The organism is Paraprevotella xylaniphila YIT 11841, assembly GCF_000205165.1.
Lineage (GTDB): Bacteria > Bacteroidota > Bacteroidia > Bacteroidales > Bacteroidaceae > Paraprevotella > Paraprevotella xylaniphila.
Genome location: NZ_GL883818.1, coordinates 14283 through 32792 on the forward strand (window position 1 = coordinate 14283; position 18510 = coordinate 32792).

The following is an 18510-nucleotide window of genomic DNA, read 5'->3' on the forward strand; positions in this document are numbered from 1 at the left end:
TTTTAGTTCGTTTTCTTTTGAATAAAATAATAACCGGAATAAGTAAAGTTCAGGTTCTTGTCTCCTGCATATCCGGATAGGGAGAAGTCGGTGAGGATAAAAAGATTGTCTTTTTGCCTGCCGATGAACTTTTGTGGAGGAATCGTATCCATGGCACTCCATTTCCGGATGTCGGACGGGTGGACGTATATTGTGTCTATCACTTGATGCCCGTCGGTAAGTTCTATGGGCATGACTTCTCCTTTCCAATATTTGCAAGGGATGGAGTCTTCGCTCTTATGATATGCGACCAGTTCCGAATATCCGGTGTCTAATTCCATTTTGACAGAAGATGGCGATGACGCCTCAAAATGGAGGTATGTCCCTTTTGCAATGATTTCCGTACCATTTTTCTTTTGACTGAAATGCACTTCGGAGTTTTCTTTAATACATTTCTCCGCTCCCCAATAATTGATGTCGGGAGCGACAAGACGATGAATTTCTTTGTCTTTGAAAGTATAATCCAGTATTTTGAGACGGCTGTTAGTAAGTCGGGCTGTTTCTCGCGGAAGCGATGCCAGCCAGTCCAGATATTGCTCTTCGTCCATGGGGAGTTCCCCTTTATATGATGTTTGGATTTGGATTGATAAGGCTTGGAACATGTAACGGTGGGTGAGTCGGGCATAATTTACCGGAAGTACGGAGGTGAGCAGAAAGATGCCGGCAAACGACACGGCAATCCATTGAATGCGCCGTGCCCGTAGAATGAATAAGCCGATACAGACTATGTAAAACCAGATGTTCAGAGTCAGAAGGTACAGGCGGTTGAGCGTGATGCCGTAATCGTTGAATCGTCTGGCGATGCCGATAGTCATCAGTACTAACAGGGGCAGGATGGCGATGGGCAACCCACGCGCCACACGTTGCTCGAAACGTGAAAGTCCTTGGCGGAGAGAAGGGTACATACAGAATTCTACTCCGATGCAACCCGCAGTCAGTGCGATGACTAACCAGGAAACCCATCCGTCCGGCAATTGCCATTGGACGAGAATCTTCAATGCGTAGACATAAAGTACCAATAAGTAACATCCCAATAACGGAAGGAACAGATAGCGGATCACTTTGCTGAGGAATGCAGAAGTATAACCGGTACGGTCGTGTTTGGCTTCTCCGGCCGGGATTTGCCCTAAAAACAGCAATGAGGGTAAGGTCAGGCAAAACACAATGAGCCATGTGGTATAGAAGTTACTATTTACTTCCCAACCGAATAAGCCGGAGAAGGATGCTGTCAGCAGGCAGAGGCCGCCGCACATGATACCGCCGATTATCCATGAAGTAACGGCATGGGATACCAGTTGCAGGGTGAAATTCCATGAGGCAATATCGTCTTTTTCACGGAAGAAAGGAAGTGTGAAGATACTTAATCCCAAAGCTGTCAGGGCGGAACCGTGGGCAAGTCCTGTTTCCAAGAAAGGAAAGTCTTCCGGCAATAGGTACAAGTATCCGGCGTCCGCTAATAGGAGCAAATGGAGTAGCGCGTTGGCGATGTATACGATACGTTTACGTTTCACTTCCTCTCCCCATAGGCGAAGGGAGAGAGAGAGCAAACTTCCTACAGTCAGATAATAATTAATGGTGAAAGTCTGACGTTCCGTGAACAACTCGTCTTTCCCCCAACATACTACTAATAAGAAAACAGCGAGCGATACTGTAAAGCCGACCGTGACCGGAAAACGTTTCAAGCATAGCTCGACGCTTTTTATGATAATCTGCCGGGTGAAAAACTTTTTCATGTCCTTTACCGTTTAGAGTTCGCTTTCTTTCATCCGTTCGGCATTTTCCGCCACGGTCAGTTGGTCGATGCAGTCTTGGATATTGCCGTCCATGAACGAAGGCAGGTTCTGCATGTTATAGCCGATGCGGTGGTCGGTGATACGGCTTTGCGGATAGTTGTACGTACGGATTTTGGCCGAACGGTCACCGGTGGACACCATTGTCTTCCTTCGGTTGGCAATGTCGTCGATATATTTCTGGTGTTCTTTGTCGTAGATGAACGTGCGCAGGCGTGCCAAAGCTCTTTCCTTGTTCTTGGGTTGGTCACGCGTTTCAGTACATTCTATCAGGATTTCCTCGGTCTCTCCCGTATTGGGGTTTTTCCACAGATAACGTGCACGTACGCCGGATTCCACCTTGTTCACGTTCTGTCCGCCTGCGCCGCTGGAGCGGAAAGTGTCCCATTTGATTTCGCCCTCGTTGATTTCCACGTCGAATTCTTGGGCTTCGGGCAGTACGGCCACCGTTGCGGCCGAAGTATGTACACGGCCTTGTGTTTCCGTAGCCGGTACGCGTTGTACGCGATGTACGCCCGATTCGTATTTCAGCGTGCCGTACACCTTTTCTCCCGTTACGCTGAAGATGATTTCTTTAAAGCCGCCCGCAGCTCCTTCCGTAAAGCTAGAGATAGCAATCTTCCAACCTTTCATTTCGCAGTATTTGGTGTACATGCGGAACAAGTCGCCTGCGAACAGTGCGGCTTCGTCTCCTCCCGTTCCTCCCCGTATCTCCATAATGACGTTTTTGTCGTCTTCCGGGTCGGCCGGGACGAGGAGTAACTTGATGCGTTCCTCCATTTCGGGGATATGTTTTTCAGCGGCCGCCATTTCTTCGCGCGCCATCTCCTTCATTTCCGGGTCGTCTTCGATGGCTAGCATTTCCTTGGCGTCTTGCAACGTTTGCAGGCTGTCCATATATTCTTTGCGGGCTTTCATGATATCGCCCAAGTCCTTATATTCTTTAGTCAGCTTTACGTAGCGTTTTTGGTCGCTGATCACATTCGGGTCGGTAATCAAAGTGCCCACCTCCTCGTAGCGGCTTACCAGCCCCTCCAATTTGTCTAATATAGAATTGTTTTCTGCCATAATATCAAGTTTCCGGCTGCAAAGATACTGAGAAAAAATGAAAGGACGTAAAAGGCCGCGACAATATAATAGGAGGACGAAGCCGAAAAGGATTTTATAACGAATTGATTTCTTCCGCGCTCAGGCCGGTGATGTCGGCAATATCACTGATGGGGTATCCTTTGGTTTTCATGCGCCGGGCATTCCTAAGGCGTTCATTCATTTCCCCCTCGTTTTTACCTTGTTCGATTCCTTTGGCCATTCCTTGTTCAATTCCTTTGGCCATTCCTTGTTCAATTCCTTTAGCCATTCCTTCTGCTCTTCCTTGCCGTATCCCCTGTTCCAATCCTTCTTGCTTGGCGAAGTCGAGCGTGACAAGGTGGTCACGGTACACCTTGATGCTCTCGTCATATTTCATGCGGTCCTCTTTGCTGAGCGAAGCGATGTCTACGATTTGTTCCAGTTTTTCAAACACCGATTTACGGGCTTTGAATGGGAGTCTTTGAAATGTTTCCATATTTTTCAGTACATAAATCCAACGTTCAAAATCAGTTTGGCATTCATCTTCTTCCTTGGTGAAGCAGGGGAGTTGCAGGAAAATGAAACGGAGCTTGTCGGAGAACACTTCGTTCGTATCTCGGTCGGACAAGACGATGTCCGTGCGGAGCTTGTTTGGGAAATTGGGCATTTGGAAATTCATGAAGAAGATGCCGTATACAGCTTTCAGATTGAATTTCCAATCGGCACCCCGTTCCCCTTGCCGGGCGATGGCCTGCGAGAGGTAGTACAAAGCCCGTTCGCGGAAAAAGGTCTGTTCACGGTTTTGCATTTCCACGATGAACTGTTCACCGTCTTCATTCGTACAATATATGTCATAGATGACACCCCGGTCGCCGGAAAAGTCCGGCAACAGCTCTTTGTCCAAGAATGTGATGTCCGTTATCCGTTTTTCTCCTACTAACAAGTCGTTCAGGAAGTCTATCAGCAATTCTTTGTGGATGGCTTGCCCGAAGATGCGCTTGAAACCGACATCGGTAAAGGGATTGATGAATCTTGCCATATTTTTCGCTTTTGACAGTAATCAAGGCAAAGTTACAAAAAAGAATTGAAAACCAAGGGGATGTTGGTCTTTTTGTCAACTCCTTGCGGGTGGAGGATAAAAAACGAGAGGGGGCAAACGCCCGTAAACCGGACTGCCCCCTCTCTTCCGAAACATGGGTTTATCGTAACATCAGTTTTTGTGTCTTGCGTCCGGCTTGCAGGATGTAGACGCCCCGGAGGCCGGAAGTGGAAATTTGCGTGTCGCCCGAGACTTCGCTCTGGTGGAGCAACGTGCCTTGTAGGTTATAGAGGCGTAAGGTCGTGGCGGAACGTATGCCTTCGATGCGGATGACGCCACCGGTCACGTAGATGCGTACCTCTTCTGCCTCCACCGGAGCGATGTCGGTGTAGGGGGCTGCGGTGAGGGTTACGGTTTCGCGTATGCCGGAACCGTCTGTGGCTGCGGCTTCCACCGTCACTTGGCCGCCTGTGGCATTGTCTTTCAGGCTTACCGTGCCGTCTTGTGCGACGGTGGCCAACGTTTCACCCTCCACGACGCTCCATTGTACGCGTTTGAGCGTGGTGCTCATCGGCAGAACGACCGCTTGCAGGTGTATTTGCGGTTGTTCTTGGTCTAATTTCAATTCTGCCTCTTGCGAAGTGATGACCACGCTCTGGGCCATGGTGACGTCAAAGGCATCGGCGGAGCAAACCACGTTGGAGCGGTTGCGGGCATCGTCTGTTGAAGCCCGTTTCTGCGGCGCGTCGAAGCGTACGGCCAAGGCGTAATATGTGGCTTCGTCCGAAGTCCGTGCATGGGTGTAGCTCAGGGTATGGCCGGATACGGAGGTAAGTTCGGTGAGCTGGTCGGGCGACGGGCCGCTCAGGATGACGTATTGTATTACGTCGCGTCCTTCGTATGGGGTCCAACTCAGGTTGATGTCGTGGCCCATGGCGCGGTTCACCATCAGGTGGGCGTTGGCATGCACCGCGCTGCTCCGGCTCTCGCCGCCGTAGTTCGTGGCCATCGTGATGAAGTAACGCTGCGAGAGCAAGGTTGGGGTAGAGGTCTTGTCCACATAGCTTCCGTCCGCCATCGGGACTTCGCCCAACAGTTCGTAACGGTCGCTCACAGCCGTCTCGCGGTAGATGCGTACCGTCCCCGGTTGTAGGGGCGCAGGCAATTCCGTGGGGATGTTCCAATTGATACGGTTGCATCCGGTAGCCTCGTCGGTGCCTATTTGTCCGATGACGGGCACAAAGCCGCTGCCTGTCACTTCCACACGGGTGTTCTGATACATTGTGCCGAACACGTCGTCGGTTGCTTTTACGTTCAGGTCGTAAGAACCGTCCCTTTCCGGGAAGATGAACGTGGCTTCGGCCTGTCCCTCTTCGTGGATGAATGCCACGCTTTCGTCGCGCAGGATTTCAAAGGCGACCTCGGACGAGAGCAGGTGTTCCGGCAGGGTGGCCTGTACGGGAGCGCCGGCCAGGATTTGCTGTGGCAGGTCGATGGTCATGCCTGGCAGGTCGAGTATCTCGATTTGCGCGCGGCTCACGATGTCGTCCACGGTCAGGGTGACGGTCTTCAGTCCGGATGTGCTCCATTTGATGGTGTTCCCGTCTATCACGCCTCCGTCGGTGTCGATTTGCGGACTGCCCAAGATGGTGGTCTCGAACGGGATGGGCCAACTTACGCGTCCCTTGCCCGGCAGGCTCAGGAGCGATACGGCCTGTGCCGTGTACTCGTAGACGGGCGAGAAGTCCGAGTGGGCGTTCCATGCGTCCACCGCCTGCACTTGTATTTCATACGTCTGTCCGGCTTCCAAGGCCGTGGTGGGGATGGTGAAGCGCGTGGCCGTGCGGTAATGCACATAGCCCGGTTCGCCCGTCTGTGCCTTGTTGTCGGTCAGGTTCAGGGGTGAGATGACGTAAGCTCCTTCGCCCGATGCGCCTTTCTTCTTCACGCTCAGGTTGTAGCGCAGGCTGTGCGTGGGTGTTTCCTTGTCCGTCGCCCCGTCCCAATATATCGTCAGGCCGTCCGTCGTCTGGCTGGCGTAGACGTTTTGCGGCACGGTGGGCACGGTGTTCTTGAACGAGGAACGGATACGGGTATAGGCACTGTAGTCAGGTGTGCCGTCGCCGTCCACGTCGAGATAAGAACCGGAAGGCGTTGACGAACCGATGTTGCCGGGGATGAGTTCGAGTGACAAACCGGATACGATATTCTCCATGTAGGTCAGTGTCCCGTCTTTGTCTTGGAAAATGAGACTGTCAGGGTTGGTGGCCGACACATATTCGGGCAGGCCGTCATGGTTCAGGTCCACGGTCGGTTCCCCCGGCAGGGTGATACGCTCCGTGAAACGGAGTTCCGCATCGCAGAGGTTGGCATAATATATGTCTTTGTAATAATCATTATAAATCAGGTCGGGTCGTCCGTCCCCGTTCACGTCGGCGATGCCGACAAGAGTGAGCGAACTGCTTTGTGTGGGTAGCTCGTGTGCCTCAAACTTCCAATCGCCTTGGTTCAGGTAGAGTCGTTGACGATAGATGGGGGTACCCCGGTCCCAACGGTATGCAGCCACGATGTCCAAATAACCGTCGCGGTTGAAGTCAGCCACGGCGACAGGCTCGATGTATTCCTCACCGCTGTATAGCTTTTTCTCTTCCCACACGCCGTTTGCGGTATTTTTGTACATCAGGGTGTTCTCTATGAAGTCCACGCGTCCGTCGTTGTCCATGTCACCGATGGGTGTAAGGTAATTATATTGTCCTATCGGGCTGTTGGACGTGTTGAGGCAAATCTCCCCTTCGTAGGCATGGAAGTCCATGTCGCCGTCATTCAGCAAGAATCTTTTTTGTTGGTCGCTTACTTTCAGGTAGTTGCTGTAGATATCGGGCCGTCCGTCCCGGTTGAAGTCGACCACATAGCCGCCGTGGCTGATGTTCAAGTCGGTGTTGAACGACTTCATCAGTTCCTTGAACGTACCTTGCGTGTTGGTGTAGAACCTTTCAGAGAATCCTTCCGCCCATCCGTCCTGGTTGAGGTCGAACACATTGCCGCTGTAGCCGTCTTCGTTGGTTTCCGTGCGGAACGGGACTACCTGTACGCCCTGCGTAAACGTGTGCCCGTCGAGCGAGAGGGTAACGGTTTTCTGTCCGAAACTCTCGAACGAGATGTCGGCCGACCCATCTGCGTTTTGGCTGACGATGCGTCCGTCGGGTTGCAGGTTGTATTGGTAGTTCGCGCCTTCACGGGCGTAAATTGGTGCGATATGCAAGGTGTCCGCTGTGCTCAACTCGTTGACCGAAGCCGTGAAGGCCGGGCTGACCAGATGGTTTTCAAACGAGGTCTCTTTGCTCCACGCGCTGCCGATGCCGTCCGGACTGATGGCCTGTACGGCAATATGGTAAGTGCCTTCCGGCCACGTCCCGGCATTAAGCATCAGGTAGGTGGCGGAGCCTGCATTGCCATTGGCGAACGTGCGGCGGCTTCCGTCGGCATTGGATTGCGCCTGCACGATGTCGCCACGTCCCGGGGCTGTGCCTACTCGGACTTCATACGTGAGTCCCGGTTCTTGCGAAGGTGCTTTCCATTCCACCCGAATCAGTCCGGTGGTCGCGTCCACGGCACAGGTCGGGGCTTCCGGGGCGGCCACTGTGGCAGGTTGAGCGTTTTCCGGAGTGTAGAGATAATGTTCCATATTGTTGGGGGTGATGAGGAAATCGGGTTTTCCATCGCCATTCAAGTCGGTTATGAAAGGATTTTCTTTGTTGGACAACATGTAACCTTCGGGGAGAAGCATGGTCTCGTTCAGGTTGAAGTTCGCGTCCCATTGGAACAAATAGAAGTCATATTGTAAGTAGCCTTGGGTGTTCGTGACTTCTTTCACAGCCGTCAGCCCCGGTTTTCCGTCAAGATATGCGACCTCGTGAAAGGTGTATTCGCCTTCCATGCCCTGCTCCGACTTCTTGAACGTGCCGTCGCCTTGGTTGCGCAGGAAGATGATGAAGGCGTAGGTGGTTTGTTTGGTTTTGTCTATGGTGAGTAGAAGGTCTTGATGGCCGTCACCGTCCAGGTCGCAAACCTGCACATCCGTGAGGTTGGAGTTGTTGGTGAGTCGTTCCGTCTCATACCCTGACGGTGTACTGCGCATCAGGTTCACGTCGCCCGTGTTTGCATCGAAGAGCACGTAATCCGTCAGGCCATCGCCGTTCACCTCGCAGGCAGTGACCGACGTGCCCATGGAAGCTGTGTAGTAACGTCCGTCCGGCAGTGAGATGAAGCCCGCGCCGTTGGGTGAGAAGAGGTCGGGGTAGCCGTCGGCGTTCAAATCCAAGGCTTGCATGCGGTCGCTTTCTTGGGCGTATGACGTGCCGCGTTCGGGAATCCACGCGCCACTGAATATGGTGTTGTCCACGCGGAACATGCCGCTTCCTCCGCTACTGTAGTCCATGCCTTCCAACTCGTCGGCATCCGTGACGATAGGGAGAGGCTTTTCTTGGAATCCGTCCGCTGTCTGCAACAGGATATACGGGGCGTAGAGGGTTGGCCAACTTTGTATCCGTTTAAAGAATACCAAGTCCATGCGTCCGTCCCGGTTGAGGTCTGCTTGGGTGAGTTGGCTGCCTAAGGAGGGGCAGCTTGTGGCTTTGTAGCTTCCGTCGGATTGGCTCAGGTACATCTTCGTGTCGTTTCCGTCGGAAGCGATGAAGTCCGGTTTGCCGTCCCCGTTCAGTTCGAGGAGATGGTCGATGGTAAGCACGTCGTCTGCCACGCGCTCTACCACCGTGCCGTCCAAGGCAAACCATGCAGTGAAGCGTTCCTTGTTGTTTTCTGTGTCGAGATATTCCATCTTTCCGTCCCCGTTCACATCATAATACATGCTCTTCAGGGTAGGCGGGGTTCTATCCAGAGGCGTAAGTTCTTGTCCCGCGATGGGGCGTATGCCTGTAAATGCCAGGCATGTGGCAAGGGTGAATAAAGTAGTCGTTCTCATAATGGTTGGTTTTTATGTTTTATCGAACTGTTCCTTTCAGATGTGCGTTTTTCTGCTGTTTTCGCAGTGGTTCAAAATTAAGGGATAAAAACATGTAGTTCAATACGTAAACAGTATTTTGTACGGAATGAATCCAGTTTTTTACGCATTGAACAAAAAAATCCGGGCAAGCAGGTGGCTTGTCCGGATAAGGTTGGAGGAAAAAGGAAATGAAGCTCCCTTTCCTTAGTAGTTGAATTCGCCGAATTCACTCTTGATGGTCAGTGAACGCGGTCCTTCTTCGATGTGTCCGATGATTTGTGCGTCGATGTTGAAACTCTTGGCTATGGCGATGACTTGTCCGGCATGTTCGGGAGCTAGGTAGACTTCGAGGCGATGCCCCATGTTGAACACCTTGTACATTTCACTCCAGTCCGTACCGCTTTCCTTGGCAATCGCCTTGAACAAGGGAGGTACGGGGAACATGTTGTCTTTGACCACCCTGCAATTCTCACCTACGAAGTGGAGCACCTTGGTCTGCGCACCGCCTGTGCAGTGTACCATGCCGTGGATGTCCGCACGCATCTCGTCTAGCATCTTCTTCACCACCGGAGCGTATGTACGGGTGGGGGACAGGACGAGCTTGCCGGCATTGACTGGGGCACCCTCCACCGGGTCGGTCAGCCGGTAACTGCCGCTGTAGACCAACTCTTCCGGAACGGACTTGTCGTAGGTTTCGGGATATTTTTCGGCCAAATACTTGGCAAACACGTCGTGGCGTGCACTGGTCAGCCCGTTGCTGCCCATGCCGCCGTTGTATTCCTTCTCGTAGGTGGCCTGTCCGCAACTGCTCAGTCCCACGATGACATCTCCCGGACGGATATTGGCGTTGTCGATGACGTCGCTACGTTTCATGCGGCATGTCACGGTGGAGTCCACGATGATGGTGCGCACCAAGTCGCCCACGTCGGCTGTCTCGCCGCCTGTGGCATAGATGCCGATACCCATCTTGCGCATCTCGGACAGCAGTTCGTCCGTACCGTTGATGATGGCACTGATGACTTCGCCCGGGATGAGCATTTTGTTACGTCCGATAGTGGACGACACCAAGATGTTGTCTACGGCACCCACACAAAGCAAATCGTCCGTGTTCATGATGAGCGCGTCTTGCGCAATGCCTTTCCATACGGACAAGTCGCCCGTTTCTTTCCAGTACGCGTAGGCCAACGAAGATTTCGTGCCGGCTCCGTCGGCGTGCATGATGTTGCAGTATTCTGGGTCACCGCCCAGAATGTCGGGGATAATCTTGCAGAATGCCTGCGGGAAGATACCCTTATCGATGTTCTTGATGGCGTTGTGTACGTCCTCTTTGGCTGCCGACACGCCGCGCATCATGTAACGTTGGTTACTCATATCACTATATGTTTTTGAATGATTGTCTGTCATTAAAACTCTACTTTCGGGGCTTCCGATGCACCGGAGGATGCCTCGAACTTTTCCTTTTTGCTGAATCCGAACATTCCGGCAAATAAGTTGTTGGGGAATTTACGTATCAGGACGTTGTAGTCTTGTACGGCCTCGTTGTAACGTTTACGGGCTTCGGTGATGCGGTTTTCCGTTCCTTCCAATTGGGCTTGCAGTTCCGAGAAATTCTCGTTGGCACGGAGTTGCGGATAGTTTTCCGTCACGGCCAACAGTTTTCCGAGGGCGGAGCTCACGGCACCTTGGGCTTTCTGATATTCGGCCAACTTTTCTGCGGTCAGGTTCGCCGGGTCCACGGTGATTTGCGTAGCTTTGCTACGGGCGGCTACTACGGCTTCCAACGTGCTGCTTTCGTGCGTGGCATAGCCTTTTACGGTACTCACCAGGTTCGGAATCAGGTCAGCCCGGCGTTGGTATTGCGTTTCCACGTTACTCCATGCCGTAGAAACAGCTTCGTCTTTCTCTACCATCTTGTTGTATGAACAACTGTTCAAAAGAACCATGCACACCATGGCTATGGCGGCGGTCATCCATTTCTTTGTTTTCATTGTTTTCCTTATATATAAATAGGTGTTTGATTCGAAATCTGTGTGTCGGTCAGAACTTTCCACCGGCTCCTCCGCCTCCGAAACTGCCTCCCCCGAAGCTTCCGCCGCTGAAACCACCTCCGAAACCTCCGCCTCCGAATCCGCGATGGAAAGGTCCTGCCACGGGAGGGAAACCTCCAAAGCCGGTGCCGTTGTCGAACGGTTCGTCATGGGAACGGGATACGGTATGCCCGCATTTCGGGCAGCGGTAATAGACCGTGTGATGTTCTATGCCTTGGAACCGGTCAACCCGGACTTGGGAATTCGTGCGGTGCATGGGGCTATGTCCGCATCGGGGACATGTGTTCCGTTTGCGGTTGGAATAAATGGAAATCAGGAACCCGCCCGTGACAATGGCCAAGGCGAGCCACATCAAGCCATATCCCTTTGTGCCGGTCGGTTGCCCCGACCCGTCGTGGAGCAGACTGTCGTCGCCATGGATTACACCGCAGACGGCAGTCACTGTTTGCAGCATGGCGGTATCCCAGTCTCCTGTTTTCAGGTAAGGCACCATTCGCCGGTTTTCTATCCGGCGGCAGATGGCATCGGGCAGCGTGCCCTCCAACCCTTCTCCGGTCAATATCTGGTAACAGCGGTCTTGTGTGGAAAGCAAGATGATGAGACCCGTGTTTTGCCGGTTGCCCACCCCGAGTTTGTTACCTAATGTAATGGCGAAATCATAGCATTCTCCTCCTTCGATACGTTCCACTACGGCTACCACGGACTGTACGCCCTTCTCCGTTTCCAACCGATATAGCAGGCTGTCCATTTGCTGTACGGCCTGTGCGGAAAGGATTCCATCGGGATTGACCACGTGTTTGGTCTTGTCCTGCAAATAAACCATAGGCAGGTTGTCCACCGTATACGTACCGGCATACAGGAGTTGTACGCTCCGGCATACAAGGAATAAGAGGAACAGACAAAAAGCTTTCTTCATGACACACTTTGTTTACTGGCTTGGCAAGTTATTCATATCTTTTGGAATATTATATCGTTCGACGAAACTTTTGACGATTTCTGTATATTCTTTAGCATATTTTAGATAAGAATCGGCATGTGTCGCGCCTTCCACGTGCCATAGCTCTTTGATGCCCTTCTTGGCGGCATACAGGCTGTCACCCATCCAAGTCGGTACGAACGTGTCTTCCGTACCGTGAATGAACAACATGGGAAGTCGGCATTTTTTCACTTGTTCCAGTGGCGAGGCTTCCCGGAAATCCCATCCGTAACGCAGGCGTGTAGCCCAACTGGCCAGATGGAGCAAGGGAAAAGCGGGCAGGCCGAACTGGTTTTTCAGTTCTCCTGCGTATTCATCCCACACGCTGGTATAACCGCAGTCTTCCACAAAGCAGTTCACGAAAGGCGGTTGGGGTTCGCCGCTCACGCATAGGGTCGTAGCCGCTCCCATGGAGATGCCGTGTACCACCATGCGGGTCTGGGAACCTTCCGGGGCAAACAGTTCGTTGGCCACTTCCATCCAGCGTAACACATCAAGGCGGTCTTTCCATCCCATTTGGATGTGGTCGCCTTCGCTCTGTCCGGCAAAGCGGAGGTCGGGGAGCAATACGTTGTAATGCAGGTCGTGATTGTATAAGTAAGCGATGTGCAGCATACGCACGGCATTGTCGGTATAACCGTGTACGGCTACGGCTGTATGAGCCGTCAGGGTGTCTGCATAAAGGTAAAGGGCGTGCAGCCTTACTCCGTCTTCGGCAAGGATAAACGTATCCCGCAAGGCGTTTTCCCGTTGCAGGCTGTCTACCCAGTGCGAAAGGAAAGGGTAGTGCTCATACATGAAAGCGTATGACATTTCGAGATTCTTTCCCCGTTCGTTGCCACCGGCCTCCAACGCGTACCATTGCAGGTATAGCGTGCTCCCCGTCAGTGTGAGTACTAATAAGGTGAGCACGGTCCAGAAGATCCGTTTGAACTTGTTCTTTTCCTTGTGCATGTCGTCAGTCTTCGCTGTGCCAGAATTCCCATCCGGCGTATGCTTGGAGAATCAGCATCTCCAAACCGTTTTTGGTGATGGCACCTTGTTCCCGTCCTTTTCTGAGAAAGAGGGTCTCTTCCGGATTGTAAACCAAATCGTACAGTAGGTGGTTGCGTCCGATGGCTGCATAAGGGAGTGCCGGGCACTCTTCCGTATGAGGATACATCCCCACCGGGGTACAGTTTACAATCACTTTGTATTCGTCCATGATTTCCGGTGTGAGTTGCGGGTATGTCAGCGAATCCTCTTTCGGGTTACGGCTGACAAAGCGGGTTTCGATGCCCAAGCGGTGAAGTCCGTAGCGTACAGCTTTAGAAGCCCCTCCTGTACCTAATATCAAGGCTTTCCGGTGTATCGGTTCCAATAACGGTTCTATCGAGCGGGTGAATCCGATGACATCCGAGTTGAAACCTTTCAGATGCGTTTTCCCTTTCCGCATCCCGATTCGTACGACGTTGACAGCCCCGATATGGCGGGCTTCCTCGCTCAACTCGTCCATGTAAGGAATGATTTTTTCTTTGTAGGGGATGGTCACGTTGAGTCCGCACAGATTTGCGTTTTCTGTGATGATTTCCGGAAAGCGTTCGATAGAGGGAATCTCAAAATTGACATATTCGGCATCAATCCCTTCGTTCTTGAACTTTTCATTGAAAAAGTCACGCGAGAACGAATGTCCTAAAGGATAGCCGACTAAACCGTATTTATCCATGATGTGAATGCTTATTTGGTGGCAAGATACATCGTGCTGATGCCGAAAGTGAAACGTTTGAAACGCACGTCGCCGAAACCGGCTTTCCGGAGTATGCCCTGCATGACCTCTCCTTGAGGGAAAGCGGCCATCGTGGCCGGCAGGTAAGAGTAGGCACTATGGTCCTTGGAAACCAACCGGCCAATCAGCGGCATGACGATTTTGGCGTAAACAGAGAAAAGTTGTTTCATGGGGAAACGGTGGGGAGAACTCAGTTCAATGATTAACAGATGTCCGCCTGGTTTCAATACCCTGCACATTTCCCGTAGTCCCTGGTCCAGATGTTCGAAGTTGCGTACGCCATAGGCCACGGTCACGGCATCGAACGTGTCGTCGGCAAAAGACAACGCTTCACAGTCCTCATGTTGGAAGCGGATGATTCCGTCCAAATGCAACGCTTCCACTTTTTGCCGTCCTATTTGCATCATGCCCTCGGAAATGTCTACTCCCGTGATGGATTGCGGAAAAAGCCTCCGGGCAGACAAAATGGCAAAATCGCCTGTCCCCGTAGCAACATCTAAGATTCGGCGGGGGTGAAAGGGCGACAAAGAGTCGACGGCTGTGCGCCGCCAACTCTTGTCGATGCCCCATGAAAGGAAATGGTTCAACCGATCGTAAGAATGGGCGATGCGGTCGAACATGCGCTCCACTTGTTCACGCTTATGGCCTTCGTCCTTGTAGGGCTTTATCTTTTCTTGTTCGTACACCTGTCGTGCCTTATTTCTGGTTCAAATATTCGGTGACGTTCTTTTCGATGCGTGCGGCCAAATCGTCATGGTCGTCGGCCTTGTTGAACTTTTGGCCTACGATATGCTCGTACAGCTCTATATAGCGGTCTGACACGCTGTTTACGTATTCGTCCGTCATTTCCGGCACTTGTTGGCCTTCCTTGCCCATGAAGTTGTGGTCGATGAGCCATTGGCGTACGAATTCCTTGGAAAGTTGCTTCTGGGCTTCGCCTTTTTCAAACTTTTCCTGATACCCGTCTGCGTAGAAGTAACGGCTGGAGTCGGGCGTATGGATTTCGTCGATGAGATAGACTTTACCGTCTTTCTTGCCGAACTCATACTTGGTATCCACCAATATCAGTCCCTTTTCCGCAGCCATTTCCGTGCCGCGGGCGAAGAGGGCGTAAGTATATTTTTCCATCAGTTCGTAGTCTTCCTTGCTCACGAGTCCTTGGGCGATGATTTCTTCCTTAGATATGTTTTCATCGTGTCCGGCATCGGCTTTCGTGGTAGGAGTGATGATCGGGGTGGGGAACTTCTGGTTTTCTTTCATGCCTTCGGGCAACTTCACGCCGCAGAGTTCGCGGCAACCATTCTGGTATTCGCGCCATGCCGAGCCGGTCAAATACCCGCGGATAATCATTTCCACGCGGAAGCCTTCGCATTTCAGTCCCACGGTCACCATCGGGTCCGGAGTGGCCAGTTTCCAGTTGGGTACGATGTCGCTTGTGGCATCAAGGAAAGTAGCTGCAATCTGGTTCAGCACTTGGCCTTTGAAAGGGATTCCTTTGGGCAGAATCACGTCGAATGCCGAAATACGGTCGGTGGCTACCATGACCATCAGTTCGTCGTTGATGTTGTACACGTCGCGTACTTTTCCGTGATATACGCTTTGCTGTCCCGGAAAGTTAAAATCAGTGTGAGTTAAAGCTTTCATATCTGTTTTCTTTTTGAAGTTGAAGTTCTGTTTGTGCTCAGTTGTCGCCCCAACCCGTCAAATCTGTGATGACGAATGATTCTTCGGATTGTGGTTTTTCGGTACTGCGCTTATGTGCGGAGACCTTCCTGTCATGCTTTTCGTAAGCTTCCACGATGCGGGTCACTAATTTGTGGCGCACGATGTCTTTTTTGTCCATTTCTATAAAAGCGATACCCTCCACGCCTTTCAGTATGGACGTGGCTTCGGCCAATCCTGAACGTTGGGATGGTGGAAGGTCTATTTGCGTCATGTCTCCGGTAACAATCATTTTGGTGTTCATTCCCATACGCGTCAGGAACATCTTGATTTGTGCCGTAGTCGTGTTCTGTGCTTCGTCCAATATGACCACCGCGTCATTGAGGGTGCGGCCGCGCATGAAAGCCAAGGGAGCGATCTGAATGATGTTTTGTTCCATCATTTCCTGTAACTTCATGGTAGGAATCATGTCCTGCAAGGCATCATAAAGCGGTTGCAGGTAAGGGTCTATCTTGTCTTTCATGTCACCCGGCAGGAAACCCAGTTTTTCACCGGCTTCCACAGCGGGACGGCTCAAGATGATTTTGCGTATTTCTTTGTTCTTTAAAGCCCTTACCGCTAATGCGATGCTGGTGTAGGTCTTGCCCGAACCGGCAGGTCCGATGGCAAAAATCATATCGTTGTTTTCGTATGCTTTGACCAATTTTTGCTGGTTCTCGCTACGGGCGGTGATAGGTTTGCCGTTGACGCTGTATACAATGACGCCTTCTGCACTTTCTTTCGGGGTCTTTTTGCCTTTGATGATGGCCAATATGTCTTCCTCTTTCAGGCTGTTGTATTTTACACAGTGCTGTTCGATGGCCATGATGTTTTCTTCAAAAGCACACATTTCCTCTTCGTCGCCCATTACTTTGATGATATTGCCGCGGGCCACGATGCGCAATTTGGGATAGAGCGCCTTGATCATTTGTATGTTGGTGTTGTTTACCCCGTAGAAAATAACGGGATCCACGTCTTCCAATACGATATGCTTTTCTATCATTCGCTTAATTTTGCCGCAAATTTAAGCATTAAGTTTTGAATTCGCCACGTTTTCCGTATCTTTGTGCTGCAAAATAAAGAAAACGTTGAGAAAACTCAAGAGAGAAATATTTTGGGGAATGGCGGGGGTGACCGTCTGTGTGTTGGGCGTGGTGCGCTGTGTCAATCCGGCGGTGGTGGGTGAAACGGTTGGTGTTTCATCTGTTCCGCTTGATTCTTCAGTGCAGGCCGTCGTTCCTGATTCGAAAAAGGAGTCTATTGAGGTTGTCAGGAAAACGGGGTTGCATACACCTTATTCCATACCGGTTTTCAAAGAAGCGGACGGTCGGCCATTGAAGAGTAAGATCTATAGTGTACCAGGGTTTGGACGTACGTTTCCCGACTTGCAGGATGTACATATCGTGGCGGCCCGGAAATGGGGCGTTTCTCCGGTGGAGGATCGGGAAGAAGCGGAGATGAGGAAAGATGAACTGGTCTATGTGGGCAGCAATCCTTATTACACGATGGACAAGCAGATGTCTTATTCCATCCCTTATCTGGTGCCTCGGGCCAGTGACCTTCTGCAAAAAATCAGCCGGAACTTTCTGGATTCTTTAGCTATCAAAGACATTCCGCTACATACGTTAATTGTAACTTCCGTCTTGCGTACGGAGAACGATGTGCGGAGGTTGCGACGTTTTAATTGCAATGCCTCCGAAGAGAGTTGCCATCGTTTCGGAACGACGTTTGACATTTGTTATAATCGCTATAATACGGTGAGTCATCCCGACAGGCCGGAACGGCGTCCGGTAAGAAACGATTCGCTGAAGTGGGTCTTGTCGGAGGTGTTGCGTGATTTGCGTGAACAAGAGTTATGTTATGTAAAATATGAAGTAAAACAGGGCTGTTTTCATATTACGGTGAGATAATGCGTTAAACCTTTTTCGTTTGGATGTGTCTTTATAAATAGGAAGAATATTTGTCTATTATATATAAGGTGCAATGAAAAAGATAGTTCTATGGGGAATGTGTGCGGCCTGTCTGGTTGGTTCGGGGACGGCAATGGCACAGGGCGGGAAAGACCGCAAGGGTGACATGCGATGGGAGCAGATGATGGAAAAACGTGCGGAAAGATTAGCTGATGAACTGGATTTGAACGGAGATGCACGTTCGGAGTTTCTGGTTACTTATAAAAATTATCAGCAGGATTTGATGTCCCATCGCAAGACACCCCTATTTCCGGCAGGCTTGGGAGGGAAAAAAGAATCCGAGTTGACGGAGGAGGAAGCGGCAGAGCGCATAAAAACGGAGTTTGACCGCAAGGCGCAGCAAATCGTAAATGCGTACAACACGCTTGAAGTGGATAAAAAGTACTATGAAGTCTTTTCTAAAACCATGTCTGCCAAACAGTTGATGAAAATCTTTGTTCCCGTGAGAAAAATGAATGTTCGTAATGGGGGTAGGCAAGGCATAGGAAGGGGTGGAGTTCGTCCGCCCGGAAACTTAAATGGTTTTCCTCAAAATGATTTTGATAGGGATGTCGACTGGTAATACCAGTTAGGTAGGGTTGATTTTAAGGTAAAAGGGGAGGGAGATTTGCTGTTGCAAATCTCCCTTTTTCGTGTTTGGGTTCCTCTGTAAACTCCCGTATATTTTCCCAAAAAAGGTTTCATGTTTCAGAATTCTCTATAACGGTTTGATGAATAGTGCTTTATGAGCTGAATTATGGAATCCCCATCTTTCAGCCTTCCTTCAGTTGACTGGCTGCTACCGTTGTGCGCCAAACGGAAAATCAATCTCAGGCGAGTGATTTTTCAATCTCAGCCGAATGATTTTCGGATGTGCGCCAAACGGAAAGCAGCATTCAGCCCGTCTTGCGCCTGACATGGGCTGAAAGATGAAGGATTGGAAGTTCAGGATGTATCCGTCTTGCTTTGAAAGGGTTACGTGGTATCCTGAAAGATGAAGTCCATTTCCGGGAAAAGGCATGGAGGAATGAAGGCATGGGGGTGAACGTAAACGTGCACAAACCTGCGGAACCGTGCGGAAATGTGCACAAACGTGCACCCTTCGCCGTGCGGCCCCCTAACTTTGCCGTAAA

The 18510-nt window shown here is 51.2% G+C and carries 14 protein-coding genes; 2 read left to right on the forward strand and 12 right to left on the reverse strand.

Annotated features, from left to right (window positions below):
- Positions 1-2: 2 nt before the first annotated feature.
- From HMPREF9442_RS02050 to HMPREF9442_RS02105, 12 genes are all read right to left on the reverse strand, one after another.
- Positions 3-1772 carry a DUF4153 domain-containing protein gene (locus HMPREF9442_RS02050; protein WP_008624780.1) on the reverse strand — a complete coding sequence of 590 codons (1770 nt, stop codon included), beginning with the start codon at positions 1770-1772 and terminating at the stop codon, positions 3-5.
- Between the two features lie 12 nt (positions 1773-1784).
- The gene (prfA, locus tag HMPREF9442_RS02055; RefSeq protein WP_008624781.1) at positions 1785-2897 is read right to left on the reverse strand and encodes a peptide chain release factor 1; all 1113 of its coding nucleotides are present in this window, start codon (positions 2895-2897) and stop codon (positions 1785-1787) included.
- Positions 2898-2991: 94 nt separating this feature from the next.
- Complete coding sequence (locus HMPREF9442_RS02060) at positions 2992-3936, reverse strand: Rpn family recombination-promoting nuclease/putative transposase (RefSeq protein WP_008624782.1); 945 nt, start codon at positions 3934-3936, stop codon at positions 2992-2994.
- Positions 3937-4096: 160 nt separating this feature from the next.
- Positions 4097-8917: an FG-GAP-like repeat-containing protein gene (locus HMPREF9442_RS02065; protein WP_008624783.1), complete on the reverse strand. Its 4821-nt coding sequence runs from the start codon at positions 8915-8917 to the stop codon at positions 4097-4099.
- 225 nt (positions 8918-9142) lie between these two features.
- Complete coding sequence (locus HMPREF9442_RS02070) at positions 9143-10309, reverse strand: AIR synthase-related protein (protein ID WP_040602493.1); 1167 nt, start codon at positions 10307-10309, stop codon at positions 9143-9145.
- Positions 10310-10341: 32 nt separating this feature from the next.
- A complete protein-coding gene (locus tag HMPREF9442_RS02075; protein ID WP_232038518.1) occupies positions 10342-10908 on the reverse strand; it encodes a LemA family protein in 567 nt (188 codons plus the stop codon).
- A 67-nt stretch (positions 10909-10975) separates the two neighbouring features.
- A complete protein-coding gene (locus HMPREF9442_RS02080; protein WP_008624787.1) occupies positions 10976-11902 on the reverse strand; it encodes a TPM domain-containing protein in 927 nt (308 codons plus the stop codon).
- A gap of 12 nt (positions 11903-11914) precedes the next feature.
- Positions 11915-12916, reverse strand: coding sequence for an alpha/beta hydrolase (locus HMPREF9442_RS02085; protein ID WP_008624789.1), 1002 nt, complete (start codon positions 12914-12916; stop codon positions 11915-11917).
- A 4-nt stretch (positions 12917-12920) separates the two neighbouring features.
- Positions 12921-13667: a shikimate dehydrogenase family protein gene (locus HMPREF9442_RS02090; RefSeq protein WP_008624791.1), complete on the reverse strand. Its 747-nt coding sequence runs from the start codon at positions 13665-13667 to the stop codon at positions 12921-12923.
- 11 nt (positions 13668-13678) lie between these two features.
- Positions 13679-14413 (reverse strand): bifunctional demethylmenaquinone methyltransferase/2-methoxy-6-polyprenyl-1,4-benzoquinol methylase UbiE, encoded by a 735-nt coding sequence (ubiE, locus tag HMPREF9442_RS02095; protein WP_008624801.1) that lies wholly within the window; start codon positions 14411-14413, stop codon positions 13679-13681.
- A 10-nt stretch (positions 14414-14423) separates the two neighbouring features.
- Positions 14424-15371 carry a phosphoribosylaminoimidazolesuccinocarboxamide synthase gene (locus tag HMPREF9442_RS02100; protein WP_008624802.1) on the reverse strand — a complete coding sequence of 316 codons (948 nt, stop codon included), beginning with the start codon at positions 15369-15371 and terminating at the stop codon, positions 14424-14426.
- A 37-nt stretch (positions 15372-15408) separates the two neighbouring features.
- The gene (locus HMPREF9442_RS02105; protein WP_008624803.1) at positions 15409-16431 is read right to left on the reverse strand and encodes a PhoH family protein; all 1023 of its coding nucleotides are present in this window, start codon (positions 16429-16431) and stop codon (positions 15409-15411) included.
- A 118-nt stretch (positions 16432-16549) separates the two neighbouring features.
- On the opposite strand from HMPREF9442_RS02105, the gene HMPREF9442_RS02110 reads away from it, so the two are divergent.
- On the forward strand, positions 16550-17338 hold the full coding sequence (locus HMPREF9442_RS02110; protein WP_008624804.1) for a DUF5715 family protein: 789 nt from the start codon (positions 16550-16552) through the stop codon (positions 17336-17338).
- Positions 17339-17411: 73 nt separating this feature from the next.
- A complete protein-coding gene (locus HMPREF9442_RS02115; protein WP_008624807.1) occupies positions 17412-17960 on the forward strand; it encodes a hypothetical protein in 549 nt (182 codons plus the stop codon).
- The last annotated feature ends 550 nt before the right edge of the window (positions 17961-18510 follow it).